The organism is Streptomyces sp. NPDC000134 (genome assembly GCF_042899225.1).
Lineage (GTDB): Bacteria > Actinomycetota > Actinomycetes > Streptomycetales > Streptomycetaceae > Streptomyces.
The window spans coordinates 205,423-231,008 of record NZ_JBIAZN010000003.1; the positions used below are offsets into that span (position 1 = coordinate 205,423).

The 25,586-nt window shown below is 68.8% G+C and carries 21 protein-coding genes and 1 tRNA gene; 3 read left to right on the forward strand and 19 right to left on the reverse strand.

What is annotated here, in order from left to right; translation table 11 throughout:
* Positions 1–3: 3 nt before the first annotated feature.
* The 3 genes from rplC to ACFY32_RS05730 all read right to left on the reverse strand — a co-directional run bounded on the left by rplC (position 4) and on the right by ACFY32_RS05730 (position 1,535).
* Positions 4–648: a 50S ribosomal protein L3 gene (rplC, locus tag ACFY32_RS05720; protein ID WP_004984533.1), complete on the reverse strand. Its 645-nt coding sequence runs from the start codon at positions 646–648 to the stop codon at positions 4–6.
* A 17-nt stretch (positions 649–665) separates the two neighbouring features.
* Entirely contained in the window at positions 666–974 is a 309-nt protein-coding gene (gene rpsJ, locus ACFY32_RS05725; RefSeq protein ID WP_003948644.1) for a 30S ribosomal protein S10, read from the reverse strand.
* 429 nt (positions 975–1,403) lie between these two features.
* Positions 1,404–1,535 (reverse strand): hypothetical protein, encoded by a 132-nt coding sequence (locus tag ACFY32_RS05730; RefSeq protein WP_390673492.1) that lies wholly within the window; start codon positions 1,533–1,535, stop codon positions 1,404–1,406.
* A gap of 281 nt (positions 1,536–1,816) precedes the next feature.
* Here ACFY32_RS05730 and ACFY32_RS05735 point away from each other — a divergent pair, with 281 nt between their 5' ends.
* Entirely contained in the window at positions 1,817–2,764 is a 948-nt protein-coding gene (locus ACFY32_RS05735; protein WP_359189251.1) for a LysR family transcriptional regulator, read from the forward strand.
* Positions 2,765–2,878: 114 nt separating this feature from the next.
* Positions 2,879–4,255, forward strand: coding sequence for an alpha-lytic protease prodomain-containing protein (locus ACFY32_RS05740; protein WP_390673493.1), 1,377 nt, complete (start codon positions 2,879–2,881; stop codon positions 4,253–4,255).
* A gap of 22 nt (positions 4,256–4,277) precedes the next feature.
* Here ACFY32_RS05740 and ACFY32_RS05745 read toward each other — a convergent pair whose 3' ends face one another.
* The 16 genes from ACFY32_RS05745 to ACFY32_RS05820 form a co-directional block, all read right to left on the reverse strand.
* Positions 4,278–5,366, reverse strand: coding sequence for a hypothetical protein (locus tag ACFY32_RS05745; protein WP_390673494.1), 1,089 nt, complete (start codon positions 5,364–5,366; stop codon positions 4,278–4,280).
* 120 nt (positions 5,367–5,486) lie between these two features.
* Positions 5,487–6,680 (reverse strand): elongation factor Tu, encoded by a 1,194-nt coding sequence (gene tuf / locus ACFY32_RS05750; RefSeq protein WP_359189259.1) that lies wholly within the window; start codon positions 6,678–6,680, stop codon positions 5,487–5,489.
* Positions 6,681–6,838: 158 nt separating this feature from the next.
* Positions 6,839–8,965: an elongation factor G gene (gene fusA, locus ACFY32_RS05755; RefSeq protein WP_359189262.1), complete on the reverse strand. Its 2,127-nt coding sequence runs from the start codon at positions 8,963–8,965 to the stop codon at positions 6,839–6,841.
* A gap of 39 nt (positions 8,966–9,004) precedes the next feature.
* Positions 9,005–9,475: a 30S ribosomal protein S7 gene (gene rpsG, locus ACFY32_RS05760; protein WP_003998848.1), complete on the reverse strand. Its 471-nt coding sequence runs from the start codon at positions 9,473–9,475 to the stop codon at positions 9,005–9,007.
* Positions 9,476–9,477: 2 nt separating this feature from the next.
* On the reverse strand, positions 9,478–9,849 hold the full coding sequence (gene rpsL, locus ACFY32_RS05765; protein WP_003948652.1) for a 30S ribosomal protein S12: 372 nt from the start codon (positions 9,847–9,849) through the stop codon (positions 9,478–9,480).
* Positions 9,850–10,191: 342 nt separating this feature from the next.
* The gene (locus ACFY32_RS05770; RefSeq protein ID WP_359189264.1) at positions 10,192–10,671 is read right to left on the reverse strand and encodes a DUF1707 and DUF4190 domain-containing protein; all 480 of its coding nucleotides are present in this window, start codon (positions 10,669–10,671) and stop codon (positions 10,192–10,194) included.
* 147 nt (positions 10,672–10,818) lie between these two features.
* Positions 10,819–14,718: a DNA-directed RNA polymerase subunit beta' gene (locus tag ACFY32_RS05775; protein WP_359189267.1), complete on the reverse strand. Its 3,900-nt coding sequence runs from the start codon at positions 14,716–14,718 to the stop codon at positions 10,819–10,821.
* 97 nt (positions 14,719–14,815) lie between these two features.
* The gene (gene rpoB / locus ACFY32_RS05780) at positions 14,816–18,301 is read right to left on the reverse strand and encodes a DNA-directed RNA polymerase subunit beta (RefSeq protein WP_359189269.1); all 3,486 of its coding nucleotides are present in this window, start codon (positions 18,299–18,301) and stop codon (positions 14,816–14,818) included.
* Positions 18,302–18,867: 566 nt separating this feature from the next.
* Positions 18,868–19,254 carry a 50S ribosomal protein L7/L12 gene (gene rplL, locus ACFY32_RS05785; protein ID WP_359189272.1) on the reverse strand — a complete coding sequence of 129 codons (387 nt, stop codon included), beginning with the start codon at positions 19,252–19,254 and terminating at the stop codon, positions 18,868–18,870.
* Positions 19,255–19,369: 115 nt separating this feature from the next.
* Positions 19,370–19,900 carry a 50S ribosomal protein L10 gene (rplJ, locus tag ACFY32_RS05790; protein ID WP_359189275.1) on the reverse strand — a complete coding sequence of 177 codons (531 nt, stop codon included), beginning with the start codon at positions 19,898–19,900 and terminating at the stop codon, positions 19,370–19,372.
* A 305-nt stretch (positions 19,901–20,205) separates the two neighbouring features.
* Positions 20,206–21,006, reverse strand: a complete 801-nt coding sequence (locus ACFY32_RS05795) for a hypothetical protein (protein WP_390673495.1) — start codon at positions 21,004–21,006, stop codon at positions 20,206–20,208.
* 137 nt (positions 21,007–21,143) lie between these two features.
* Positions 21,144–21,869, reverse strand: coding sequence for a 50S ribosomal protein L1 (gene rplA, locus ACFY32_RS05800; RefSeq protein ID WP_359189281.1), 726 nt, complete (start codon positions 21,867–21,869; stop codon positions 21,144–21,146).
* A gap of 81 nt (positions 21,870–21,950) precedes the next feature.
* Positions 21,951–22,385: a 50S ribosomal protein L11 gene (gene rplK / locus ACFY32_RS05805; RefSeq protein ID WP_006130605.1), complete on the reverse strand. Its 435-nt coding sequence runs from the start codon at positions 22,383–22,385 to the stop codon at positions 21,951–21,953.
* Positions 22,386–22,553: 168 nt separating this feature from the next.
* A complete protein-coding gene (gene nusG / locus ACFY32_RS05810; RefSeq protein WP_359189284.1) occupies positions 22,554–23,444 on the reverse strand; it encodes a transcription termination/antitermination protein NusG in 891 nt (296 codons plus the stop codon).
* 80 nt (positions 23,445–23,524) lie between these two features.
* On the reverse strand, positions 23,525–23,812 hold the full coding sequence (secE, locus tag ACFY32_RS05815; RefSeq protein WP_359189287.1) for a preprotein translocase subunit SecE: 288 nt from the start codon (positions 23,810–23,812) through the stop codon (positions 23,525–23,527).
* Between the two features lie 108 nt (positions 23,813–23,920).
* Positions 23,921–23,993: transfer RNA gene (locus ACFY32_RS05820), tRNA-Trp, on the reverse strand.
* A gap of 270 nt (positions 23,994–24,263) precedes the next feature.
* On the opposite strand from ACFY32_RS05820, the gene ACFY32_RS05825 reads away from it, so the two are divergent.
* Positions 24,264–25,490 carry a pyridoxal phosphate-dependent aminotransferase gene (locus tag ACFY32_RS05825; protein WP_359189289.1) on the forward strand — a complete coding sequence of 409 codons (1,227 nt, stop codon included), beginning with the start codon at positions 24,264–24,266 and terminating at the stop codon, positions 25,488–25,490.
* The last annotated feature ends 96 nt before the right edge of the window (positions 25,491–25,586 follow it).

Here is a 25,586-nt window from a genome sequence, read left to right on the forward strand (position 1 = left end):
ACCTCAGGCCCCCTTGGCCGCGGTGCGGACCAGGACGAGGCCGCCGTTCGGACCGGGAACCGCGCCCTTGATGAGCAGCAGACCCTTCTCCGCGTCAACGGCGTGGACGGTCAGGTTCTGGGTGGTGACCCGCTCGTTGCCCATGCGACCCGCCATGCGGAGGCCCTTGAACACGCGGCCCGGGGTGGCGCAGCCACCGATGGAGCCCGGCGAGCGGTGCTTGCGCTGGGTGCCGTGTCCGGCGCCGAGGCCACCGAAGTTGTGGCGCTTCATGACACCGGCGAAGCCCTTGCCCTTGCTCTTGCCGGTCACGTCGACCTTCACGCCGGCTTCGAACACCTCGGCGGTGACTTCCTGGCCCAGCGTGTACTCGGAGGCGTCCGACGTGCGGATCTCGACGAGGTGACGGCGGGGGGTGACGTCGGCCTTGGCGAAGTGGCCCTTGAGGGGCTTGTTCACCTTGCGCGGGTCGATCTCGCCGAAGGCGATCTGGACGGACTCGTAGCCGTCGACGTCGTTCGTACGGACCTGGGTGACGACATTGGGCCCGGCCTTGACGACGGTGACGGGAACAACGCGGTTGTTCTCGTCCCACACCTGCGTCATGCCGAGCTTCTCGCCCAGGATGCCCTTGATCTGCTTAGCCATCGTTCAGATCACCGGCCTCAGAGCTTGATCTCGATGTCGACACCGGCCGGGAGGTCGAGTCGCATCAGAGAGTCAACGGTCTTGGGGGTCGGGTCGAGGATGTCGATCAGGCGCTTGTGCGTGCGCATCTCGAAGTGCTCGCGCGAGTCCTTGTACTTGTGCGGCGACTTGATGACGCAGTACACGTTCTTCTCAGTGGGCAGCGGCACCGGGCCCGCGACCGACGCACCAGTACGCGTCACCGTCTCGACGATCTTCTTCGCCGAGCTGTCGATGACCTCGTGGTCGTAGGCCTTGAGCCGGATGCGGATCTTCTGTCCCGCCATGGCTACTTCGTAGTCCTGTCTCTTGTCTCACGCTCTGGAACCCGGAGTCTCCTGCCGTTCGCCTTCCGACCCACGCGGTCGGGCGTGTCGCGCTCCCGCTGACACAGATGCCCCTTGTTCGAACATCCCTGCGATGGGGAGTGCGGGCCCTTCCGGAACCGCGGACCAGGGGCGAAAGCCCACCGGGCGCCTGGCCGGTACCCCGCTCACGCTTCCCGGAAGATTCCCGTACGTCCGCCCCTGATGAGGAGCGACGAGTACTGTGGGACTCGCTTCCGGTCCCCCCGGCGGGAGGCGCGCAGCATCGGCACTCGACCGAGCAACCCCGCTAGTCTGCCATACGGGGCATGCCGGACGCCAATCGGGCGCTAGAGATTACCCCGGTAGTGACGTAGGTCAAACTACGCCGGTCCCCGGACCCCCGGCCGGTCACTCCCGGAGCATCGTGAGGTTGAGCAGGATCTCGCGCGGCCTCAGCCGCTCCCGGACACCGGGTACGGCCATCGGGACGGCCGTGGGGAACGCGATCGCGAACCGGTACGCCGGGTAGAGCCGTATCACCTGGGGTGCACCGCCACCATCAGGGCGGCGACCAGCCGGATGCCGTCGATCACGTACAGCCGGCGCCCGGCCCGCCGCCCCCCCGGGAGCGGTTGTCCCATCCGTCCGGACAAGAACACCGCGCACAGCGGTGGCAGGGCTCGCGCCGGGCTGTCCCGGAGCTCTCGCACATGCCGGACCGGGGTTCACCCGCCGCCGGGGAGGCGGACGGGAGGACGCCCGCCCGCATTGGTCCACACCAACCCCTTGCCCCAGCCCCTCCCCCGACGCAAGCTCCCCTCATGGAGCTGGAGTTGCGGCATCTCAGGACCGTCCGGGCCATCGCCGAGGCCGGGAGTCTCACCCGGGCGGCCACGGCCCTCGGCCTCGCGCAGCCCGCCCTGAGCGCGCAGCTCAAGCGGATCGAACGCGCCCTCGGCGGCGCGCTGTTCGAGCGCGGCCGGCACGGCGTACGGGCCACCGCGCTCGGCGAACTCGTCCTGGAGCGCACCCGGGTCGTCCTGCCGGCCATGACGGAACTCCAGCGGGAGGCGTCCCGGTTCGCCCGCGCCGCACCCGGCCCCGGGCAGCTCCGGCTCGGCGGCACGCACGGCCCGCTGCTCGGCGCCCTCCTCGACCGGCTCGCCGACGCCGCCCCCGACGCCCGGGTGACCACCCACGCCTCCTGGTCCGAGCGGCAGCTCGCCGACCTGCTCGCCGAGGGCCGCCTGGACTTCGCCCTCGCCGGGACCTGCGGGTCGGCCGCGCCGCCCGGCGCGGAGGGCCTCGTCTGGCGGGAGGTGGCCGTCGACCCGGTCTTCGTGATGCTGCCGCAGGGGCATCCGCTGGCCGACGCCACCGAGGTCGGCCTGGGCGAGCTGGCCGGCGAGGACTGGGCGTGCGTGCCGGGCGACGGGTGTTTCGGGGACTGCTTCACGGCGGCCTGCGCCCGCGCCGGGTTCACCCCGCGCCGCCTGTACGAGACCGACACCACCGCCCTGGTCCACCTGGTGCAGGTCGGCCGGGCGGCCGGGCTGTGCCGGGCGACGTTTCCGGCGACCCCCGGGATCGTGACCCGGCCGCTCACCGGTACGCCGCTCGCCTGGCGGCACCTGCTCGGCTGGCACGCCGGGGGCCGGCCCGCCGACACCGCCGACACCGTCCTCGCCGAGGCCCGCATGGCGCACGCGGGCGTGGCGGCGCGCAGCGACAGCTACACCCGCTGGCTGGCGGCCCACCGCGTTCCATAACGCCGGGCAGGGGGCCGGCCGATGTCTTACCGGCGCCCCGCCGCCCTCCCTACGGTTTCGGCACTTCCCCACCGCACGTGGCCCCGCACGTGACCGATACCGAGGAGATCCCCCATGCTCCACCGACGCACCAGAGCCGTCTGTGCCGCCACCGCGGCGACGGCCGCCCTGTTCGTGGCCGGGCTCAGCGGCTCCACGCACGCGGGTGCGATCCCCACGGCCACCACCGCCGCCTCCCCCACCGCGGCCCAGTCCCTTCGCACCGACGCCGCGCCCCCGGCCCTCCTGCGCGCCCTGCAACGCGACCTCGGCCTGGACCGGGGCCAGGCCGAGCGGCGCCTGGCCAACGAGGCGGAGGCCGGCGCCACCGCCGGCCGGCTGCGGCTCGCCCTCGGCGCCGACTTCGCGGGCGCCTGGGTCCGCGGCGCCGAGCCCGCCGCCCTGACCGTGGCCACCACCGACGCCGCCGACGTCCCGGCCATCGAGGCCCGGGGCGCCCGCGCCGCCGTCGTACGCCACTCCCTCGCCGACCTGGACGCCGCCAAGGCCCGCCTGGACCGGGCGGCGCGCGGCCGGGACACCGCCGACGCCCCGGTCCGGTACGTCGACGTGCCGACCAACACGGTCGTCGTCCAGGCCGTCCGCCCCGCCGCCGCCCGCGCCCTGCTGAAGGCCGCCGGGCTGGACGCCTCCCTCGGCCGCGTCGAGACCACGGCCGAGCGGCCCCGGGCCCTGTACGACCTGCGGGGCGGCGAGGCGTACTACATCAACAACAGCAGCCGCTGCTCCATCGGCTTCCCCGTCACCCGCGGCACCCAGCAGGGCTTCGCCACCGCCGGCCACTGCGGGCAGGCCGGGGCGAGCACCACCGGCTCCAACCGCGTGGCGCAGGGCACCTTCCAGGGCTCGGTCTTCCCCGGCCGCGACATGGCGTGGGTGGCCACCAACTCCAACTGGACCGCCACGCCGTACGTCAACGGCGCCGGCGGGCAGAACGTGCGGGTCGCCGGGTCCACACAGGCCACGGTCGGCGCGTCGGTGTGCCGTTCCGGCTCGACCACCGGCTGGCACTGCGGCACCGTCCAGCAGCTCAACACCAGCGTGACCTACCCCGAGGGCACCATCACCGGAGTCACCCGCACCTCGGTCTGCGCCGAGCCCGGCGACTCCGGCGGCTCCTTCATCTCCGGCAGCCAGGCGCAGGGCGTCACCTCGGGCGGCTCGGGCAACTGCTCCAGCGGCGGCACCACGTACTTCCAGCCGATCAACCCGCTGCTGCAGAACTACGGCCTCACCCTGAAGACCACCACCGACGACCCAGGCAACCCGGGCGAGCCGGGCGAGCCCGGCGGCACCTGGGCGGCCGGCACCGTCTACCAGGCCGGTGACACCGTGACGTACGGCGGCGCGACCTACCGCTGCCTCCAGACGCACCAGGCCCAGCCGGGCTGGGAGCCCCCGAACGTGCCCGCGCTGTGGCAGCGGGCGTGAGCGCACCGCCCGGTCACGCGCGTCAGGTGCGGGTGACCTCCCCGCACTCGTCGCGCCCGTCCCCCGTCAGCGGCCGGCCGCGGTCGTAGGGGTCGACGGTGGGGCCCGTCGCCGGTTCGCCGGTGGCGGGCCCTTCGCCGAACGAGGGGTGCAGATAGCCGTCGTACACCTCGCAGGCGGTGTTGCCGAAGTCGGAGTAGTACGACTTCGGCAGCAGCCGCCCCTCGGTGACGTCCCAGCGGTCCGGGTCGGACACGGCGAAGGTGAGGCTGCGCCGGACGACGGTCCGGGCGACCTCGTCGCCGCCCGCCGCACGGACCAGCGGGTACACGAAGGTGTAGTCGGCGCGCACCTCCGCCACCCCGGGCTCGCCCGCGCGCACCGTCATCTCGCCGCGGACCTTGACCACGTCCCCGAGCACCCGGACCTGCGCCGGGTCGAACCGGGTGAACAGCAGCAGCGGGTCGTTGGTGCGGTCCGGCGCGCTCAACGACCGCCTCACCTTCGCCGGCAGCCCGGGACTCTTCGGGTCCAGCAGGCCGATCGCCCTCGCGGGCCGCTCGCCGCGCAGCACGCCCGGGTCCAGGTTGGCGGCGACCAGGAACTCCTTCGTGCGGCGCAGCGCCCGCGCCACCTCCGCCTCGGTGACCCCGGGGACGGCCCTGGCCGCCGGCGGCACGATGGCGTCCGCGCCCTCCGCCCAGTCGGCGGCGGGCGAGCCGCGGAACGGCTCGGCGCGGGTCGGTCCCCCGGCGGGGCCGGGTGAGGCGCTGGTTCCCGCCCCGTCCCCGCGGAACCGGTCCAGCAGCAGCGAGGGGCGTACGGCGAGCACGGCGACGACCGCGGCGATCAGCACGCCGACCACGGTGAGCAGCCCGCGCCGGCGCGTCCGGCCGACGCCGCCGATCCGCACGGGAGGCCCCGGGCGCCACGCGGCCGGGGCGGCGGCCCCCTCCTCGGCCAACCGCCGGGCCACCATCCGGGCCCGTGCCGACGGCTCCTTCGGCGGCGACCCGACGCCCTCGGCCGACTCCCGCAGGAACCTCTCCAGTTCCTCGTCGGATATCGAGGACCCCTCGTCCGGGCTGCCGGCGGGCGGGACGCTGCTCACAGCACTCACTCTCACAGGTCGTACGAACAGGTGACCGAGCACTCGGCACTGTATCCCCACCGGAAACGGCGAAGGGGCCCGTACGACCGAAGTCGTACGGGCCCCTCAGGAGCCACTAGGTCACTTGTTGATCTTGGTGACCTGGCCGGCGCCCACGGTCCGGCCACCCTCGCGGATGGCGAACTTCAGGCCCTCCTCCATGGCGACGGGCTGGATGAGCTCCACCTTCATCTCGGTGTTGTCACCCGGCATGACCATCTCGGTGCCCTCGGGGAGGGTCACCACGCCGGTCACGTCCGTCGTACGGAAGTAGAACTGCGGGCGGTAGTTGTTGAAGAACGGCGTGTGGCGGCCACCCTCGTCCTTGGACAGGATGTAGGCCTGGGCCTCGAACTCCGTGTGCGGGGTGACGGTGCCCGGCTTGATGATGACCTGGCCGCGCTCGACGTCCTCGCGCTTGATGCCGCGGAGCAGCAGACCGACGTTCTCACCGGCCTGACCCTCGTCCAGCAGCTTACGGAACATCTCGATGCCCGTAACCGTGGTCTTGGTCTTCTCCTGCTTGATGCCGATGATCTCGACTTCCTCGTTCACCTTGAGGACACCGCGCTCGATACGGCCGGTGACGACCGTACCGCGACCGGTGATGGTGAAGACGTCCTCGATCGGCATGAGGAACGGCTTGTCGACGTCGCGCTCCGGCTCCGGGATCGACTCGTCGACGGCCTTCATCAGGTTGAGGACGGAGTCCACCCACTCCTTCTCGCCCTCGAGGGCCTTGAGAGCGGAGACCTTGACGACCGGGAGGTCGTCGCCGGGGAACTCGTACTCGGAGAGGAGCTCACGGACCTCGAGCTCGACGAGCTCCATGATCTCCTCGTCGTCCACCATGTCGGCCTTGTTCAGGGCGACGACGATGTACGGGACGCCGACCTGGCGGGCCAGGAGCACGTGCTCCTTGGTCTGCGGCATCGGGCCGTCGGTGGCGGCGACCACGAGGATGGCGCCGTCCATCTGCGCCGCACCCGTGATCATGTTCTTGATGTAGTCCGCGTGACCGGGGCAGTCGACGTGGGCGTAGTGACGCGCTTCGGTCTGGTACTCGACGTGCGCGATGGAGATGGTGATACCGCGCTGACGCTCTTCCGGCGCCTTGTCGATGTTGTCGAACGGGGTGGCCTCGTTCAGGTCCGGGTACGCGTCGTGCAGCACCTTGGTAATGGCGGCCGTGAGGGTCGTCTTACCGTGGTCGATGTGACCGATGGTGCCGATGTTGACGTGCGGCTTAGTCCGCTCGAACTTCGCCTTCGCCACTGGGGTCCTCCTGTGGAGTGGTTCTGGTACGCCTTACTTCATCGGCGCCAGGTGATCTTTGCTGTCAAAACCCGGGCCCGCGGGGCGATCCGCCGCGATCGCGGTGGTTCGCCCCTCAAGGCTCCGGAGTCAAGCCTACGGCGTGGACGCGAGGTCCGTTACTCGCCCTTGGCCTTCGCGATGATCTCCTCGGCGACGTTCCGCGGAACCTCGGCGTAGGAGTCGAACTGCATCGAGTAGCTCGCGCGACCCGACGTCTTGCTGCGGAGGTCTCCGACGTAGCCGAACATCTCCGACAGGGGCACGAGACCCTTGACGACGCGGGCACCCGCCCGCTCCTCCATGGCCTGGATCTGGCCACGGCGGGAGTTGATGTCGCCGATCACGTCACCCATGTAGTCCTCGGGCGTGGTGACCTCGACGGCCATCATCGGCTCCAGGAGCACGGGGGACGCCTTGCGCGCGGCCTCCTTGAAGGCCTGCGAACCGGCGATCTTGAAGGCCAGCTCCGAGGAGTCGACCTCGTGGTACGCACCGTCGAGCAGGGTCACGCGCACACCGGTCATCTCGTAACCGGCGAGGATGCCGAACTGCATGGCCTCCTGGCAGCCGGCGTCGACCGAAGGGATGTACTCCTTCGGGATGCGACCACCGGTGACCTTGTTGACGAACTCGTAGGAGGCGTCGCCGCCCTCGAGCGGCTCGACCGCGATGATGACGCGAGCGAACTGGCCGGTGCCACCCGTCTGCTTCTTGTGGGTGAACTCGACCTTCTCGACGGCCTTGCGGATCGTCTCACGGTACGCGACCTGCGGCTTGCCGACGTTGGCCTCGACCTTGAACTCGCGCTTCATCCGGTCGACCAGCACCTCGAGGTGCAGCTCGCCCATACCGCCGATGACGGTCTGGCCGGTCTCCTCGTTGGTGTGCACCTGGAAGGAGGGGTCCTCCTCCGCGAGACGCTGGATGGCGACACCCAGCTTCTCCTGGTCGCCCTTGGACTTGGGCTCGATCGCGACCTCGATGACCGGCGCCGGGAAGTCCATGGACTCCAGGATCACCGGGTTCTTCTCGTCGGCCAGCGTCTCACCGGTCGTGGTCTGCTTCAGACCCATCACGGCGACGATGTCACCGGCGCCCACCGACTCGATCTCCTCACGCTTGTTGGCGTGCATGCGGTAGATCTTGCCGATGCGCTCCTTGCGGCCCTTGACGGAGTTCAGCACGGCGGTGCCGGACTCCAGGCGGCCGGAGTACACGCGGACGAAGGTGAGCTTGCCGAGGTGCGGGTCGCTCATGATCTTGAACGCCAGCGCCGCGAGCGGCTCGTCGTCGGACGGCTTGCGCGCGATGACCTTCTCCGGGTCCTTGACGTCGTGGCCCTCGATGGCCTCGATGTCGACCGGCGACGGAAGGTAGCGCACGACCGCGTCGAGCAGGGGCTGGACGCCCTTGTTCTTGAAGGCGGTGCCGCAGAAGACGGGGGTGACGGTGGTGCCCTCACCCTTGCCGGAGGCGATCGTGATACGGCGGATCGCCGCGTAGAGCTGCTCCACGGTGGGCTCGGTGCCCTCCAGGTACAGCTCCATCAGCTCTTCGTCGTTCTCGGCGACGGCCTCGAGCAGCTTGCCGCGGTACTCCTCGGCAGCCTCGGTGTGCGTCTCCGGGATGTCGACGATGTCGTACATCTCGCCCTTGGTCGCCTCGGCGGACCAGACGAAGGCCTTCATCGTCACGAGGTCGACGACGCCCTTGAAGTCGGCCTCGGCACCGATCGGGAGCTGCATGACCAGCGGCTGCGCACCCAGGCGGTCGCTGATCATGTCGACGCAGCGGTGGAACTCGGCACCGGTGCGGTCGAGCTTGTTGACGAAGCAGATACGCGGCACGCCGTAGCGGTCCGCCTGACGCCACACCGTCTCGGACTGCGGCTCGACACCGGCGACGCCGTCGAACACCGTCACGGCACCGTCGAGCACACGCAGGGAACGCTCTACCTCGACGGTGAAGTCGACGTGGCCCGGGGTGTCGATGATGTTGATGGTGTGGTCGACGTCCTCCAGCGGCCAGTGACAGGTGGTGGCAGCAGAGGTGATCGTGATGCCACGCTCCTGCTCCTGCTCCATCCAGTCCATGGTCGCGGCACCGTCGTGGACCTCACCGATCTTGTACGACACACCGGTGTAGAACAGGATCCGCTCGGTGGTGGTCGTCTTGCCCGCGTCGATGTGGGCCATGATCCCGATGTTGCGGACCTTGGCCAGGTCAAGTGAAGTGGTAGCCATAAGGCTTCAGTCTTCTCTCGGTCTCGATGGGGGAAGCGACTACCAGCGGTAGTGCGCGAAGGCCTTGTTGGACTCGGCCATCTTGTGCGTGTCCTCGCGCTTCTTCACAGCGGCACCCAGGCCGTTGCTGGCGTCGAGGAGTTCGTTGAGCAGCCGCTCGGTCATGGTCTTCTCGCGACGGGCGCGGGAGTAACCGACGAGCCAGCGCAGCGCCAGGGTGTTGGCGCGGCCGGGCTTGACCTCGACCGGCACCTGGTAGGTGGCGCCACCGACACGGCGGGACTTGACCTCAAGGGTCGGCTTGATGTTCTCCAGAGCGCGCTTGAGCGTGATGACCGGGTCGTTGCCGGTCTTCTCGCGCAGGCCCTCCATGGCGCCGTAGACGATGCGCTCGGCGGTGGAGCGCTTGCCGTTCAGCAGCACCTTGTTGATCAGGGAGGTCACCAGAGGAGAGCCGTAGACCGGGTCGATGATGACCGGGCGCTTCGGGGCGGGGCCCTTACGAGGCATTCTTACTTCTCCTTCTTGGCGCCGTAGCGGCTGCGGGCCTGCTTGCGGTTCTTGACACCCTGGGTGTCGAGCGAGCCGCGGATGATCTTGTAGCGAACACCCGGCAGGTCCTTCACACGGCCGCCGCGCACGAGCACGATGGAGTGCTCCTGCAGGTTGTGTCCCTCACCCGGAATGTAAGCGGTGACCTCGATCCCGCTGGTCAGACGCACACGCGCGACCTTACGCAGGGCCGAGTTCGGCTTCTTCGGGGTGGTCGTGAACACACGCGTGCAGACGCCCCGACGCTGAGGGGAGCCCTCGAGTGCCGGCGTCTTGTTCTTCTCGACCTTGTCCTGCCGGCCCTTGCGGACCAGCTGCTGGATCGTAGGCACTACTTCTCCGGTTTCTGTGTGCCGAATGGTGAAGCTAACCTGGAACGTCGCCGACCCACGCGGTCGGGTGTGTCGGAACCGGCGGACTTCCGCCGCGAGGCGAAAAGGGCACGGATCACGGTGGCCGCGCTCGGCTCCCGCGCGGTTCAAGGCACGCACGAGCGCCAGGGCACACCCCAGGCACAAGGTCTGAGCGTACCTATCGCATTCGCTGTGGTCAAAACAAATGGGGTCCGCCCGGCATCCCCACCGGCCCCGTGTCAAGTCCCACCACGCCGTCCGGTCGCCGCAGACCCACGCCCGGCCCACGCTGAGGAGCCCCGGGGCGGCCCCTCAGGGCCCTCACCCGGACGCGGCGGCCACCGCCACCATCAGGACCACCAGCAGCGCCCAGCCGGCCGTGGAGAGCCAGCCGAGGACCAGCCCGGTCATCGCCAGCCCGTCGCCGGACTCCCCCTTGCGGCGGATCTCGGAACGGGCCGCGTGCCCCAGCACCACCGCCGGAATCCCGGTCAGCCCGGCCGTCGGCAGGCACAGCAGCCCGCAGATCGCCGCGCCGATCGCCTTCTCGTTGGTCCGGGGCCGCCCCGCCGGCAGGAACGCCGGCCGCACGGCCCCCTGCGGCGGCGCCTGGAGCGCCGGGACCGCGGGCAGCGGCCCCTGCGGCAGATCGGCCACCAGCACCGACAGCTCGCCCACCGTACGCGCCGCGTACGCCCGCGCGACCCGTTTCTCGAACTCCTCGCGCTCCATCCGCCCCTCGCCGTACCCGGCTCTGAGCACATCCACGGCCCGCTCCCGATCGGCGTGCGAAGCGAGCATCGACGGAGCCCCCTGCCCGTGCCAGGGCTGAGGCTGAGGCTGCCAGGACGGATACGACACCGGAGAGCACCTCCCGCGACGGGGTTGCCTCCATGATGCGCCGAAGGGCGGCCACCCCAAAAGGTGACCGCCCCTCAGAACCGACTGTTACTGGTTGTACGGACCGTAGTCGTAGTCCTCCAGCGGCACCGCCTGGCCGGAGCCCGTGCCGAACGGCGAGTAGTCGATGTCGTCGTAGCCGACGGCCGAGTACATCGCGGCCTTGGCTTCCTCGGTCGGCTCGACCCGGATGTTGCGGTAGCGGGACAGACCCGTACCGGCCGGGATGAGCTTACCGATGATGACGTTCTCCTTGAGGCCGATGAGGCTGTCGGACTTGGCGTTGATCGCCGCGTCCGTCAGGACTCGGGTCGTCTCCTGGAAGGAGGCGGCCGACAGCCAGGATTCCGTCGCCAGCGAGGCCTTGGTGATGCCCATGAGCTGCGGACGGCCCGAGGCCGGGTGACCGCCCTCCTGGACCACACGCCGGTTCTCGGTCTCGAACTTCGAGCGCTCGACCAGCTCGCCGGGCAGCAGCTCGGCGTCGCCGGACTCGATGATCGTCACGCGGCGCAGCATCTGCCGGATGATGATCTCGATGTGCTTGTCGTGGATCGACACACCCTGCGAGTTGTAGACCTTCTGGACCTCGCCGACCAGGTGGACCTGGACGGCGCGCTGGCCCAGGATGCGCAGCACGTCGTGCGGGTTGGTGGCACCCACGGTGAGCTTCTGGCCCACCTCGACGTGGTCGCCCTCGCCCACCAGCAGACGGGCGCGCTTGGAGATCGGGTACGCCGTCTCGTCGCTGCCGTCGTCCGGCGTGATGACGATCTTCTTGGTCTTCTCGGTCTCCTCGATCCGCACCCGGCCGCTGGCCTCGGAGATCGGGGCGACACCCTTCGGGGTACGGGCCTCGAACAGCTCGACGACACGCGGCAGACCCTGCGTGATGTCGTCACCGGCCACACCACCGGTGTGGAAGGTACGCATCGTGAGCTGGGTGCCGGGCTCACCGATGGACTGGGCGGCGATGATGCCGACCGCCTCACCGATGTCGACCAGCTTGCCGGTGGCCAGCGAGCGGCCGTAGCACATGGCGCAGGTGCCGACGGCGGACTCGCAGGTCAGGACCGAGCGGGTCTTGACCTCCTCGACGCCGTGCTTGACCAGCTCGTCGATGAGCACGTCGCCGAGGTCGGTGCCGGCCGGGGCCAGCACCTTGCCGTCGACCACGATGTCCTCGGCGAGGCAGCGGGCGTACACGGACGTCTCGACGTTCTCCGTCTTGAGCAGGGCGCCCTCGGCGTTGCGGTCGGCGATCCTGAGGCGCAGGCCGCGGTCGGTGCCGCAGTCCTCCTCGCGGATGATGACGTCCTGGGAGACGTCCACCAGACGACGGGTGAGGTAACCCGAGTCGGCGGTACGCAGGGCGGTGTCCGCCAGACCCTTACGGGCACCGTGGGTGGAGATGAAGTACTCCAGCACGGACAGACCCTCACGGAACGACGCCTTGATGGGCCGCGGGATGGTCTCGTTCTTGGCGTTGGACACCAGACCGCGCATACCGGCGATCTGACGCATCTGCATCATGTTCCCTCGGGCGCCCGAGTTCACCATCATGAAGATCGGGTTGGTCTTCGGGAAGTTGTCGTTCATCGCCTCGGCGACCTCGTTGGTCGCCTTGGTCCAGATCGCGATGAGCTCCTGCGTGCGCTCGTCCTTGGTGATCAGACCGCGCTCGTACTGCTTCTGGACCTTCTCGTCCTGCGCCTCGTAGCCCTTGACGATCTCCTTCTTCGCCTCGGGAACGACGACGTCGGAGATGGCCACGGTGACACCGGAGCGGGTCGCCCAGAAGAAGCCGGACGCCTTCAGGTTGTCGAGCGTCGCCGCCACGATGACCTTCGGGTAGCGCTCGGCGAGGTCGTTGACGATCTCGGAGAGCTGCTTCTTGCCGACCTCGTAGTCGACGAACGGGTAGTCCTCGGGCAGCAGCTCGTTGAAGAGCGCGCGGCCCAGCGTGGTGCGCAGCGTGAAGGTGTCACCCTGCTGCCACTCGGGCTCGCCCTCCTCACGCGCCGGCGGGGTCCAGCCGCGCGGCGGGATGGTGCCCACCGGGAAGCGGATGTCGACCTTCGCCTGGAGCGACAGCTCGCCCGAGTCGAACGCCATGATGGCCTCGGCGACGGACGCGAACGCCCGGTCCTCGCCCTTGACGTTGCGGCCCTCGCCGTCGGTGGTGAGGAAGAACAGACCGAGGACCATGTCCTGGGTCGGCATCGTCACCGGACGGCCGTCGGCGGGCTTGAGGATGTTGTTCGACGACAGCATCAGGATGCGGGCCTCGGCCTGCGCCTCCGCGGAGAGCGGCAGGTGGACGGCCATCTGGTCACCGTCGAAGTCCGCGTTGAACGCGGTGCAGACGAGCGGGTGGATCTGGATGGCCTTGCCCTCGACCAACTGCGGCTCGAAGGCCTGGATGCCGAGGCGGTGCAGCGTGGGCGCGCGGTTCAGCAGCACCGGGTGCTCGGCGATGACCTCTTCGAGGACGTCGTACACCACGGTGCGGCCACGCTCGACCATGCGCTTGGCGCTCTTGATGTTCTGCGCGTGGTTGAGGTCCACCAGGCGCTTCATCACGAACGGCTTGAACAGCTCCAGCGCCATCGCCTTCGGCAGACCGCACTGGTGCAGCTTGAGCTGCGGACCGACGACGATCACGGAACGCGCGGAGTAGTCCACGCGCTTGCCGAGCAGGTTCTGGCGGAAGCGGCCCTGCTTGCCCTTGAGCATGTCGGACAGCGACTTCAGCGGACGGTTGCCGGGGCCCGTGACCGGGCGGCCGCGGCGGCCGTTGTCGAAGAGCGCGTCGACGGCCTCCTGGAGCATGCGCTTCTCGTTGTTCACGATGATCTCGGGCGCGCCGAGGTCGAGAAGCCGCTTCAGGCGGTTGTTGCGGTTGATGACGCGGCGGTACAGGTCGTTGAGGTCGGAGGTCGCGAAGCGGCCACCGTCCAACTGCACCATCGGACGCAGGTCCGGCGGGATGACCGGCACGCAGTCCAGCACCATGCCCTTGGGGCTGTTGCTGGTCTGCAGGAAGGCGGAGACGACCTTGAGGCGCTTGAGCGCGCGGGTCTTCTTCTGGCCCTTGCCGGTACGGATGATCTCGCGGAGCTTCTCGGCCTCCTCCTCGAGGTCGAAGGACTCCAGGCGCTTCTGCAGCGCCGCGGCACCCATCGAGCCGTCGAAGTACGTGCCGAAGCGGTCGCGCAGCTCGCGGTAGAGCAGCTCGTCGCCCTCCAGGTCCTGGACCTTGAGGTTCTTGAACCGGTTCCACACCTCGTCGAGGCGGTCGATCTCGCGCTGGGCGCGGTCGCGGAGCTGCTTCATCTCGCGCTCGGCGCCCTCGCGCACCTTGCGGCGCACATCGGCCTTGGCGCCCTCGGCCTCCAGCTCGGCGAGGTCCGTCTCGAGCTTCTTGGCGCGGGCCTCCAGGTCGGCGTCGCGGCGCTGCTCGATCTGCTGGCGCTCGACGGAGACGTGCGCCTCCAGCGAGGGCAGGTCGCGCGTGCGGCGCTCCTCGTCGACGTACGTGATCATGTACGCCGCGAAGTAGATGACCTTCTCCAGGTCCTTCGGGGCGAGGTCGAGCAGGTAGCCCAGCCGCGACGGGACGCCCTTGAAGTACCAGATGTGCGTGACGGGGGCGGCCAGCTCGATGTGGCCCATCCGCTCACGGCGCACCTTGGCGCGCGTGACCTCCACGCCACAGCGCTCACAGATGATGCCCTTGAAGCGGACGCGCTTGTACTTGCCGCAGTAGCACTCCCAGTCCCGGGTGGGGCCGAAGATCTTCTCGCAGAAGAGTCCGTCCTTCTCCGGCTTGAGGGTGCGGTAGTTGATGGTCTCGGGCTTCTTGACCTCGCCGTGGCTCCACTGACGGATGTCGTCGGCGGTGGCCAGGCCGATCCGGAGCTCATCGAAGAAGTTGACGTCGAGCACTATGCGTCAATCCCTCTCAGGGTTGTAAGTCTTGGGGTCTGATACGGGGGTCCTGGGGCCGGCGGGCCTTGATCGCTCAAGGCCCGCCGGACTCCCGTCAGACCTCTTCGACGCTGCTCGGCTCGCGCCGGGACAGGTCGATGCCGAGCTCCTCCGCCGCGCGGAAGACGTCCTCGTCGGTGTCGCGCATCTCGATGGACATGCCGTCCGAGGACAGCACCTCCACGTTGAGGCACAGGGACTGCATCTCCTTGATGAGCACCTTGAAGGACTCGGGGATGCCGGGCTCAGGGATGTTCTCGCCCTTGACGATGGCCTCGTAGACCTTCACGCGGCCGGTGACGTCGTCGGACTTGATGGTCAGCAGCTCCTGGAGGGCGTACGCGGCGCCGTACGCCTCCAGCGCCCACACCTCCATCTCACCGAAGCGCTGGCCACCGAACTGGGCCTTACCACCCAGCGGCTGCTGGGTGATCATCGAGTACGGGCCGGTCGAACGGGCGTGCAGCTTGTCGTCGACCAGGTGGTGCAGCTTGAGGATGTACATGTAGCCGACCGAGATCGGGTCCGGGAACGGCTCACCGCTGCGGCCGTCGAACAGCCGCGCCTTACCGGTCGGGAGCACCATGCGCTCGCCGTCGCGGTTGGGGATGGTGTGCTGGAGCAGACCGGCCAGCTCGTCCTCGCGCGCACCGTCGAAGACCGGGGTGGCGACGTTGGTCCCGGGCTCGACCTTGTCGGCGCCGATGACCTGGAGGCGCTGCGCCCACTCCTCCGCGAGGCCGGAGACGTCCCAGCCGCGGCTGGCGAGCCAGCCGAGGTGGATCTCCAGGACCTGTCCCGGGTTCATCCGGGACGGGACGCCCAGCGGGTTGAGGATGATGTCGACCGGGGTGCCGTCCTCCAGGAACGGCATGTCCTCGATCGGCAGGATCTTGGAGATGACGCCCTTGTTGCCGTGGCGGCCGGCGAGCTTGTCACCGTCGGTGATCTTGCGCTTCTGCGCGACGTACACGCGCACGAGCTGGTTGACACCGGGGGGAAGCTCGTCGCCCTCCTCGCGGTCGAAGACGCGGACGCCGATGACCTTGCCGGTCTCGCCGTGCGGCACCTTCAGCGAGGTGTCACGGACCTCACGGGCCTTCTCGCCGAAGATCGCGCGCAGCAGGCGCTCCTCGGGGGTCAGCTCGGTCTCGCCCTTGGGGGTCACCTTGCCGACGAGGATGTCGCCGGCGATGACCTCGGCGCCGATACGGATGATGCCGCGCTCGTCGAGGTCGGCGAGGACCTCCTCGGAGACGTTCGGGATGTCCCGGGTGATCTCCTCCGGGCCGAGCTTGGTGTCACGGGCGTCGACCTCGTGCTCCTCGATGTGGATCGAGGAGAGGACGTCGTCCTGGACGAGGCGCTGCGACAGGATGATCGCGTCCTCGTAGTTGTGACCCTCCCACGGCATGAACGCGACCAGCAGGTTCTTGCCGAGCGCCATCTCGCCGTTCTCGGTGGCGGGGCCGTCGGCGAGGACCTGGCCGGTGATGATCCGGTCGCCCTCGTTGACGATGACCTTCTGGTTGACCGAGGTGCCCTGGTTGGAGCGGGCGAACTTGGCCAGGCGGTACGTGATGTACGTGCCGTCGTCGTTGGCGGTGGTGATGTAGTCCGCGGAGACCTCCTGGACCACACCCGGCTTCTCGGCCTTGACCACGTCACCGGCGTCGACCGCGGAGCGGTACTCCATGCCGGTGCCGACCAGCGGCGACTCGCTCTTGATGAGCGGGACGGCCTGGCGCATCATGTTCGCGCCCATGAGGGCGCGGTTGGCGTCGTCGTGCTCCAGGAAGGGGATCATGGCGGTCGCGACCGACACCATCTGGCGCGGCGAGACGTCCATGTAGTCCACGTCCCCGGGGCCGACGTAGTCGACCTCGCCGCCCTTGCGGCGCACCAGCACCCGGGCCTCGGCGAACCGCATGTCGTCGCCCAGCGTGGCGTTGGCCTGTGCGATGACGAAGCGGTCCTCCTCGTCGGCGGTCAGGTAGTCGACGTCGTCGGTGACCTGGCCGTCGATGACCTTGCGGTACGGGGTCTCGACGAAACCGAACGCGTTGACCCGGCCGTAGGAGGCGAGCGAGCCGATCAGACCGATGTTCGGGCCTTCGGGCGTCTCGATCGGGCACATGCGGCCGTAGTGCGAGGGGTGCACGTCACGGACCTCGAAGCCGGCCCGCTCACGGGAGAGGCCACCCGGGCCGAGAGCCGACAGACGGCGCTTGTGGGTGAGACCCGACAGCGGGTTGTTCTGGTCCATGAACTGCGAGAGCTGGCTGGTGCCGAAGAACTCCTTGATGGAGGCGACGACCGGCCGGATGTTGATCAGGGTCTGGGGCGTGATCGCCTCGACGTCCTGGGTGGTCATCCGCTCGCGGACCACCCGCTCCATACGCGCCAGACCCGTACGGACCTGGTTCTGGATCAGCTCGCCGACGCTGCGCAGACGGCGGTTGCCGAAGTGGTCGATGTCGTCGGTCTCGACGACGATCGTCTGACCGTTGTCCGCGGTCGTCTCGGTCTCGCCGGCGTGCAGCTTCACCAGGTACTTGATCGTCGAGATGATGTCCTCGACGGTCAGGATGCCGGCGTCGAGCGGGGCGTCGGCGCCCAGCTTCTTGTTGACCTTGTAACGGCCGACCTTGGCCAGGTCGTAGCGCTTGGGGTTGAAGTAGAGGTTCTCGAGCAGCGTCTGCGCGGCCTCACGGGTCGGCGGCTCGCCCGGACGCAGCTTGCGGTAGATGTCGAGCAGCGCGTCGTCCTGGCCCTGGGTGTGGTCCTTCTCCAGGGTGGCGCGCATCGACTCGTACTCGCCGAACTCCTCCAGGATCTGCTCGGTGGTCCAGCCGAGCGCCTTGAGCAGGACGGTGACGGACTGCTTGCGCTTGCGGTCGATGCGGACACCGACCATGTCGCGCTTGTCGATCTCCATCTCCAGCCAGGCACCCCGGGACGGGATGATCTTGGCGGAGAAGATGTCCTTGTCGGACGTCTTGTCGATGCTGGAGTCGAAGTAGACGCCGGGGGAACGGACGAGCTGCGACACCACGACACGCTCGGTGCCGTTGATGACGAAGGTGCCCTTGTTGGTCATGAGCGGGAAGTCGCCCATGAAGACCGTCTGGGACTTGATCTCGCCGGTCTCGTTGTTGGTGAACTCGGCCGTGACGAAGAGCGGGGCGGCGAACGTGAAGTCGCGCTCCTTGCACTCGTCGATGGAGTTCTTCGGCGGCTCGAAGCGGTGGTCGCGGAAGGTCAGCGACATCGACCCGGAGAAGTCCTCGATCGGAGAGATCTCCTCGAAGATCTCCTCCAGACCGGACTTGGTGGGGACGTCCTGACCGTTCTCCAGGGCCTCCTCGACGCGAGCCTTCCACGCGTCGTTGCCGAGCAGCCAGTCGAAGCTCTCGGTTTGCAGCGCGAGGAGGTTCGGAACCTCGAGGGGCTCCTTGATCTTTGCAAAAGAGATGCGCAGCGGGGCGGTGCTGGCAGCGTTGTTCGTATTCGCGGTCGAGGCGTTGCGCGAGGCGGCCAAGAGGGGGTCCTTCCGAGGGCTCGGACTCACTACGCGCGTACCGGTCCCTCTCCTGTGCACGGGGACAGACTTCCCATTTCCGGCCGTTCGGCCAGTTCAGGGACTTCCGGTCTCGATGCTCAGGTGAGGGCATGCCCCTGGTGACGGGCAGGGAGCAGCTAACAGGCAGCGCAAAGGGTCAGTGTAGCCACTTGGCACACTGATGTCCAGTCCCGCTCTTTGGAGCGCCTCACTACCCTCACTGTTCTCAACGTCTGCGGCATGCCTGCCCTCAACGCACGTTGATACTGCCCTCTTCGTCGCCGATCCATGCCTCGGAACCCGGATCGTTGTGACGACGCGTCCTGAGAATTGCGCGCTGCGTGCGGTTCGTCAAGGCCCCCCTGACCCGAACCGGGACGCTCGGCGACACGACGAAGATCACCATACCCCGCGCTAACACGCGAGCAAGGCAACCGTGGCCGCACCCCCGGGAACGCCGAAGAGCGACCACCCGGATGGATGATCGCTCCTCGATGCGTCCGCGTTACAGCCCTCGGGAGCCGTTTTCCGCGGACGCGAAGGTGTTACTTGACCTCGACGGAGGCGCCGGCGCCCTTGAGGGCCTCGGCGGCCTTGTCGGCCTGCTCCTTGTTGACCTTCTCCAGGACCGGCTTCGGGGTGCCGTCGACCAGGTCCTTGGCCTCCTTCAGACCGAGGGAGGTCAGCTCGCGCACGACCTTGATGACCTGGATCTTCTTGTCACCGGCGCCGGTGAGGACGACGTCGAACTCGTCCTTCTCCTCGACGGCCTCGGCGGCGCCGCCGCCACCCTGGCCCTGGACCACGACCGGCGCGGCGGCGGCGGCGGTGACGTCGAACTTCTCCTCGAAGGCCTTCACGAACTCGGAGAGCTCGATGAGGGTCATCTCCTCGAACTGCGCGAGCAGGTCTTCCTGGCTGAGCTTCGCCATGATGGCGGTCCTTCCACTAAATCGGCAGGTGCCGGATGTACTGGGTGAGGCGGGCGTACGTCGGGCCCGCTGCGACCCCCGCCGCTAGGCGGCGTGAGTCAGAAAGCGAGCCGAATTACTCGGCACCGCCCTGCTCGTCCTGCTTGGCACGGAGCGCGTCCACGGTGCGGACGAGCTTCGACGGCAGCGCCTGGAAGACAGAGGCAGCCTGGGACTGCTTGCCCTTCATGGCACCGGCCAGCTTGGAGAGCAGAACCTCGCGGGACTCGAGGTCCGCAAGCTTCTTGATCTCGTCGGCGGACAGCGCCTTGCCGTCAAGGACACCGCCCTTGATGACGAGATCGGGGTTGTCCTTGGCGAAGTCGCGCAGACCCTTCGCCGACTCCACCGGGTCACCGGTGATGAAGGCGACAGCCGTCGGACCATTGAACTGGTCGTCCAGCGTCGTGATCCCGGCCTCGTTGGCCGCAATCTTGGTCAGCGTGTTCTTCACCACGGCGTACTGGGCGTTCTCACCGAGCGACCGGCGCAGCGTCTTGAGCTGCGCCACGGTGAGACCGCGGTACTCGGTCAGCACGGCGGCGTTGGAGCTGCGGAACTTGTCCGTCAGCTCGGCAACCGCGGCAGCCTTGTCGGGCCTCGCCATAGAGCCTCGGCCTCCTTCCGGGTGATTCGGACCGCGCGGACCCGAAGGAGGACTGGGGAAAACGAAACGCCCCGGCGCAGGCGCACGGGGCGTAGCTCGACCGGAATCCATCCGCGCACACGGCGCGCACTCCGGGAGCTTCTCCAATGTCACCTGCGCGGGTCGTCCGCAGTTCAGCGGTTCCTTCGGCCACCGCGCCCTCTCACGAGCGCACGGCAACGACCAGCGGTCTTTGGCTTCTGTGGAAGCGTACGGGACCGGGGCGGTGTCAAGCAAATCCGCCCGCTCCGGTGGTTTCCGCGCGGTCAGGACGGCTCGGAACCGCCGGTCTCCCGGCCGAGGAGTTCCTCGAAGTCGGCCGTGTCGCCGGCCGGGGGCCGTTCGGCGGCGGCGCGGACGCCGTAGTCGCCGTAGTACGCGGTCTGGGTCAGCCGGCCGGATTCGGTGCTGCCCCGCTCGACCTTCTTGACCAGCAGGTCCTGGTCGTTGACCCAGACGTCGACGGTCTGGGTGCCGGGGCCGTCGACGGTGCCGGAGTAGTGCGTGGTGCGCTGGCCGCGGGTGGTCCCCACGCCGACCTTGCGGACGTCGTCGGCGGTCAGCAGCCGCTTGACGGACTGCTGGGGCGTACTGGTGCGCATCTGGTCGGCGAATCCGGCGCCCGCTCCCCCGCCGAGGCTCTCCAGGTCCTCGTAGTCGTACCTGATCCAGTGCCGGCCGCCCAGCTTGTCGGCGAAGGCGTCGCCCATCCGCGCGTAGTACGCGTCGGGCAGGTAGCGGGCCTCCATGGAGGTGGTGCCCAGCTCGCGCATGGTCTCGGCGGTGGTGCCGCCGGTGTACGTGATGGTGAGGGTGCCGGTGAGGCCGTCGTCCCGCCATCCGAGGGCGCCGGCCGCCTCGATGGACAGTTCGCTGCCCATGACCGTGGTGGAGGTGACCCGCGCCGACCCGGCCCGGTCGGTGGCCCGCTCGACGGCGCGCAGGGCCCGCTCGGCCGGAGCAGGGGCCGCGGGGGCGGGCTCCTCGCCGGAGCAGGCGGTGGCACCCAGCAGTACGGCCGTCAGCGCGATCCCCGAGGCCCTGCGACGCGGTGTCGTGCCCGTCATGTCCCACCCACCCCTGTCGGTTGCGTGCCCGCACGCTAACCCAGGGTCCGGGCGGTCGTACCCGGTCGGGAACGGGGACGGGCCCCGCACCTGGGAAGGTGCGGGGCCCGTGGAACCGCTGGGGGCGAGCCGAGGGCTCAGACCGCCGCCGGGTCCTCCTCGACGAGGAGGTTGCGGGTGCGGTTGGAGTCGATCGGGATGCCGGGGCCCATCGTGGTGCTGATGGCGGCCTTCTTGATGTAGCGGCCCTTGGCGGCGGACGGCTTCAGCCGGAGGATCTCCTCCAGGGCCGCGCCGTAGTTCTCCACCAGCTTGGTGTCGTCGAACGACGTCTTGCCGATGATGAAGTGCAGGTTCGCGTGCTTGTCGACACGGAACTCGATCTTGCCGCCCTTGATCTCGGTCACGGCCTTGGCCACGTCCGGGGTCACGGTGCCCGTCTTCGGGTTCGGCATCAGACCACGCGGGCCGAGGACGCGGCCGAGGCGGCCGACCTTGCCCATGAGGTCCGGGGTGGCGACGACGGCGTCGAAGTCCAGACGGCCCTTCGACACCTCGTCGATCAGTTCGTCGGCGCCGACGATGTCGGCGCCCGCGGCACGCGCGGCCTCGGCACGGTCGCCGGTCGCGAAGACCAGGACCCGGGCGGTCTTGCCGGTGCCGTGCGGGAGGTTCACGGTGCCACGGACCATCTGGTCGGCCTTGCGCGGGTCGACACCCAGGCGGAAGGCGACCTCGACGGTGCCGTCGAACTTGGTCGTGGAGGTCTCCTTGGCGAGACGGACGGCCTCGAGCGGGGCGTAGAGCTTGTCCCGGTCGATCTTGGCGTCCGCAGCGCGGAGAGACTTGCTGCGCTTGCTCACTACTGCTCCTGTTGGCTTCTGAGGAGTTGTGGTCCGGGCCGAGCAGGCCCTGCCACTACTGCTGGCTTACGAGGGTGAGGGTCAGCCCTCGACCGTGACGCCCATGGAACGGGCGGTGCCGGCGATGATCTTCTCGGCGGCGTCCAGGTCGTTGGCGTTGAGGTCGGGCATCTTGGTGGTGGCGATCTCACGCACCTGGTCACGCGTGATCTTCGCGACCTTGGTCTTGTGCGGCTCGCCGGAGCCCTTCTCCACGCCCGCGGCCTTGAGGATCATCTTGGCGGCCGGCGGCGTCTTGGTGATGAAGGTGAAGGAGCGGTCCTCGTAGACCGTGATCTCCACCGGGATGACCCAGCCGCGCTGCGACTCGGTCGCGGCGTTGTAGGCCTTGCAGAACTCCATGATGTTCACGCCGTGCTGGCCCAGCGCGGGGCCGACCGGCGGAGCCGGGTTGGCGGCACCGGCCTGGATCTGGAGCTTGATGAGCCCCGTGACCTTCTTCTTCTTGGGAGGCATGGCTCTCCGGGTCCTTTCGATTCGGGTCCTGCCCGCTCCCGGGGGACAACCCGGACGCAGGCATACCGCACAACGATAACGGGTATAGAAGTGCGGCTGAAAACCGAGCAGGTCAGACGGCTACCTGGGCAGCGGTCTGACCTGCTCGGACGCTGTGTTCCGAAGAAACTAGTTCTTCTGGATCTGGTCGAAGCTCAGCTCGACCGGCGTCTCGCGGCCGAAGATCTCGACGAGGCCCTTGACCTTCTTCGAGTCGGCGTTGATCTCGTTGATGGTGGCCTGGAGCGTGGCGAACGGGCCGTCGGTGACGGTGACCGAGTCGCCGACCTCGAAGTCCAGCACCTGGACCTCGACCTTGCGCTGCGGCGCGGGCTTGCCCTCGGCCTCGGCGGCCTCACGGGCGGCCTTCTCCTCGGCCTCCGGGGCGAGCATCTTGACGATCTCGTCCAGGGTCAGCGGGTACGGGTCGTAGGCGTTGCCCACGAAGCCGGTGACGCCGGGGGTGTTGCGGACGACGCCCCAGGACTCGTTGGTCAGGTCCATGCGGACCAGGACGTAACCCGGCAGCTTGTTCTGGCGGATCGTCTTGCGGTCGCCGTTCTTGATCTGGACGACCTCTTCCTGCGGCACCTCGGCCTGGAAGATGTAGTCCTCGACGTTGAGCGAGACGGCGCGCTGCTCCAGGTTGGTCTTCACGCGGTTCTCGTAGCCGGCGTAGGTGTGGATGACGTACCACTCGCCGGGCAGGACGCGCAGTTCCTGGCGGAGCTTCTCGACCGGGTCGATGTCGGGCTCGTCCGCGGCCTCTTCGCCGGCCGTGTCCGCGGCCTCTTCCTCGGCCTCGGCGTCGTCCGCGGGCTCCGCGTCCTCGACGTCCTCGGTCTCGGCGGTCTCCTCGACGTCGGCCTCGGCGGCCTCGTCGGTCTCGGCAGCCTCGACCTCGGCGGAGGTCTCGGTGTCCTCGTGCTCCGCGCCCTCGACGGCGTCGAGCTGGTCCTCGGCGGACTCGGCCCCTTCGCCGCGAGGCTCGACAGCGTCGTTCACGTTCGGGTCAGACACGGTGGCTGCTTCTTCCTGGATACATGGGGGTGGAACACGCGAAAGGAGCGCCGGGTACCTCGGCGCTCTTCGCTCTCGGGTCAGCCGAAGACGTACTTGGCGGCGTGGCTGAGCCCATAGTCAATCACGGTGACCAGGCCGATCATGATGACGACGAAGATGATCACCACAGTGGTGTACGTCGTCAGTTGGTTGCGGCTGGGCCAGACGACCTTGCGCAGCTCCGCGATGATCTGGCGGTAGAACAGCGCGAGACGCTTCAGCGGGCCCTTCTTGGCCCGCTTGCCGCCCTTGCGCTGCTTCTTGTTGGAGTCCGGAGCCTCGTCCTGGGCATCAGGCATGTCGATGGAGCCCACGGCGTCCGTCACTCGTCCTCACCTGATTCCGGGTCGTGGCCGTGCCGCGCCCGGTCTGAGCCGCACGGCGGTGCATTGCTGTACGTACATGCGCACACATCCTGGCGAAGGAGTGTGTAGCAGGGCCGGAGGGACTTGAACCCCCAACCGCTGGTTTTGGAGACCAGTGCTCTACCAATTGAGCTACGACCCTTTGTGTGTCCCCAACGTACCGCATCCGCCCGGGTGCTCGGTGGGCACCGGATGAGCGCGGGCCGCTGAAGGCCGACGAGGTGAGAGTGTACGTGTTCCCGGGCCGGGCGTCGAACAGTAAGGACCGACGAAAGCCTCGCCGGGGCTCCCCGGGTGAAGATCGCCCAGGCCGGAAGGTGATTCCGGACTGTTGTTCACGCCTTCGCGGGAAGCTGTTCAGACTGTGAAACCCGCGTGCCGGGCGGGTTTCGGGTCTGGAACGATGGGCCCCATGAGCGCTGCAACCCCTCCCACCGAGCGCCGGGTCTCCGCCCGAGTCGGCGCGATCTCCGAGTCCGCCACCCTCGCCGTGGACGCCAAGGCCAAGGCCCTGAAGGCCGCCGGGCGTCCGGTGATCGGCTTCGGCGCCGGTGAGCCCGACTTCCCGACCCCGGACTACATCGTCGAGGCGGCCGTCGAGGCGTGCAAGAACCCCAAGTACCACCGCTACACCCCGGCCGGCGGGCTGCCCGAGCTGAAGGCCGCGATCGCCGCGAAGACGCTGCGCGACTCCGGCTACGAGGTCGACCCGGCGCAGATCCTGGTCACCAACGGCGGCAAGCAGGCCATCTACGAGGCGTTCGCCGCGATCCTCGACCCGGGCGACGAGGTCATCGTCCCGGCGCCGTACTGGACGACGTACCCGGAGTCGATCCGGCTGGCCGGCGGTGTGCCGGTGGAGGTCGTCGCGGACGAGACGACCGGCTACCGCGTCTCGGTGGAGCAGTTGGAGGCGGCCCGCACCGAGCGGACCAAGGTCGTCCTCTTCGTCTCCCCCTCCAACCCGACCGGTGCCGTCTACGCGGAGGCCGAGGCCGAGGCGATCGGCCGCTGGGCCGTCGAGCACGGCCTGTGGGTGCTGACCGACGAGATCTACGAGCACCTGGTCTACGGCGACGCGGAGTTCACCTCGCTGCCGGCGCTCCTGCCCGAGCTGCGCGACAAGTGCATCGTGGTCAACGGGGTGGCGAAGACGTACGCCATGACCGGCTGGCGGGTCGGGTGGGTGATCGGCCCGAAGGACGTGGTGAAGGCCGCGACCAACCTCCAGTCGCACGCCACCTCCAACGTCTCGAACGTGGCGCAGGCCGCCGCGCTCGCCGCCGTCTCCGGCGGCCTGGACGCCGTGGCCGAGATGCGCGAGGCGTTCGACCGGCGCCGCCGGACCATCGTGCGGATGCTGAACGAGATCGACGGCGTGGTCTGCCCCGAGCCCGAGGGCGCGTTCTACGCCTACCCCTCGGTGAAGGCGCTGCTCGGCAAGGAGATCCGGGGCAAGCGCCCGCAGGACACCGTCGAGCTGGCCGCGCTGATCCTGGAGGAGGCCGAGGTCGCGGTGGTGCCCGGCGAGGCGTTCGGCACGCCCGGCTATCTGCGGCTGTCGTACGCGCTCGGCGACGAGGACCTCGTCGAGGGCGTCTCACGGATTCAGAAGCTGCTGGCGGAGGCCAAGGACTGACGCCGCGCGACCGACCGCCCAGGGGGCCTCCGGATGTCCGGAGGCCCCCTGTCGTTTGTGCGAGCAAGACCCCGTTCGGGGAACGGGCTACCGGGA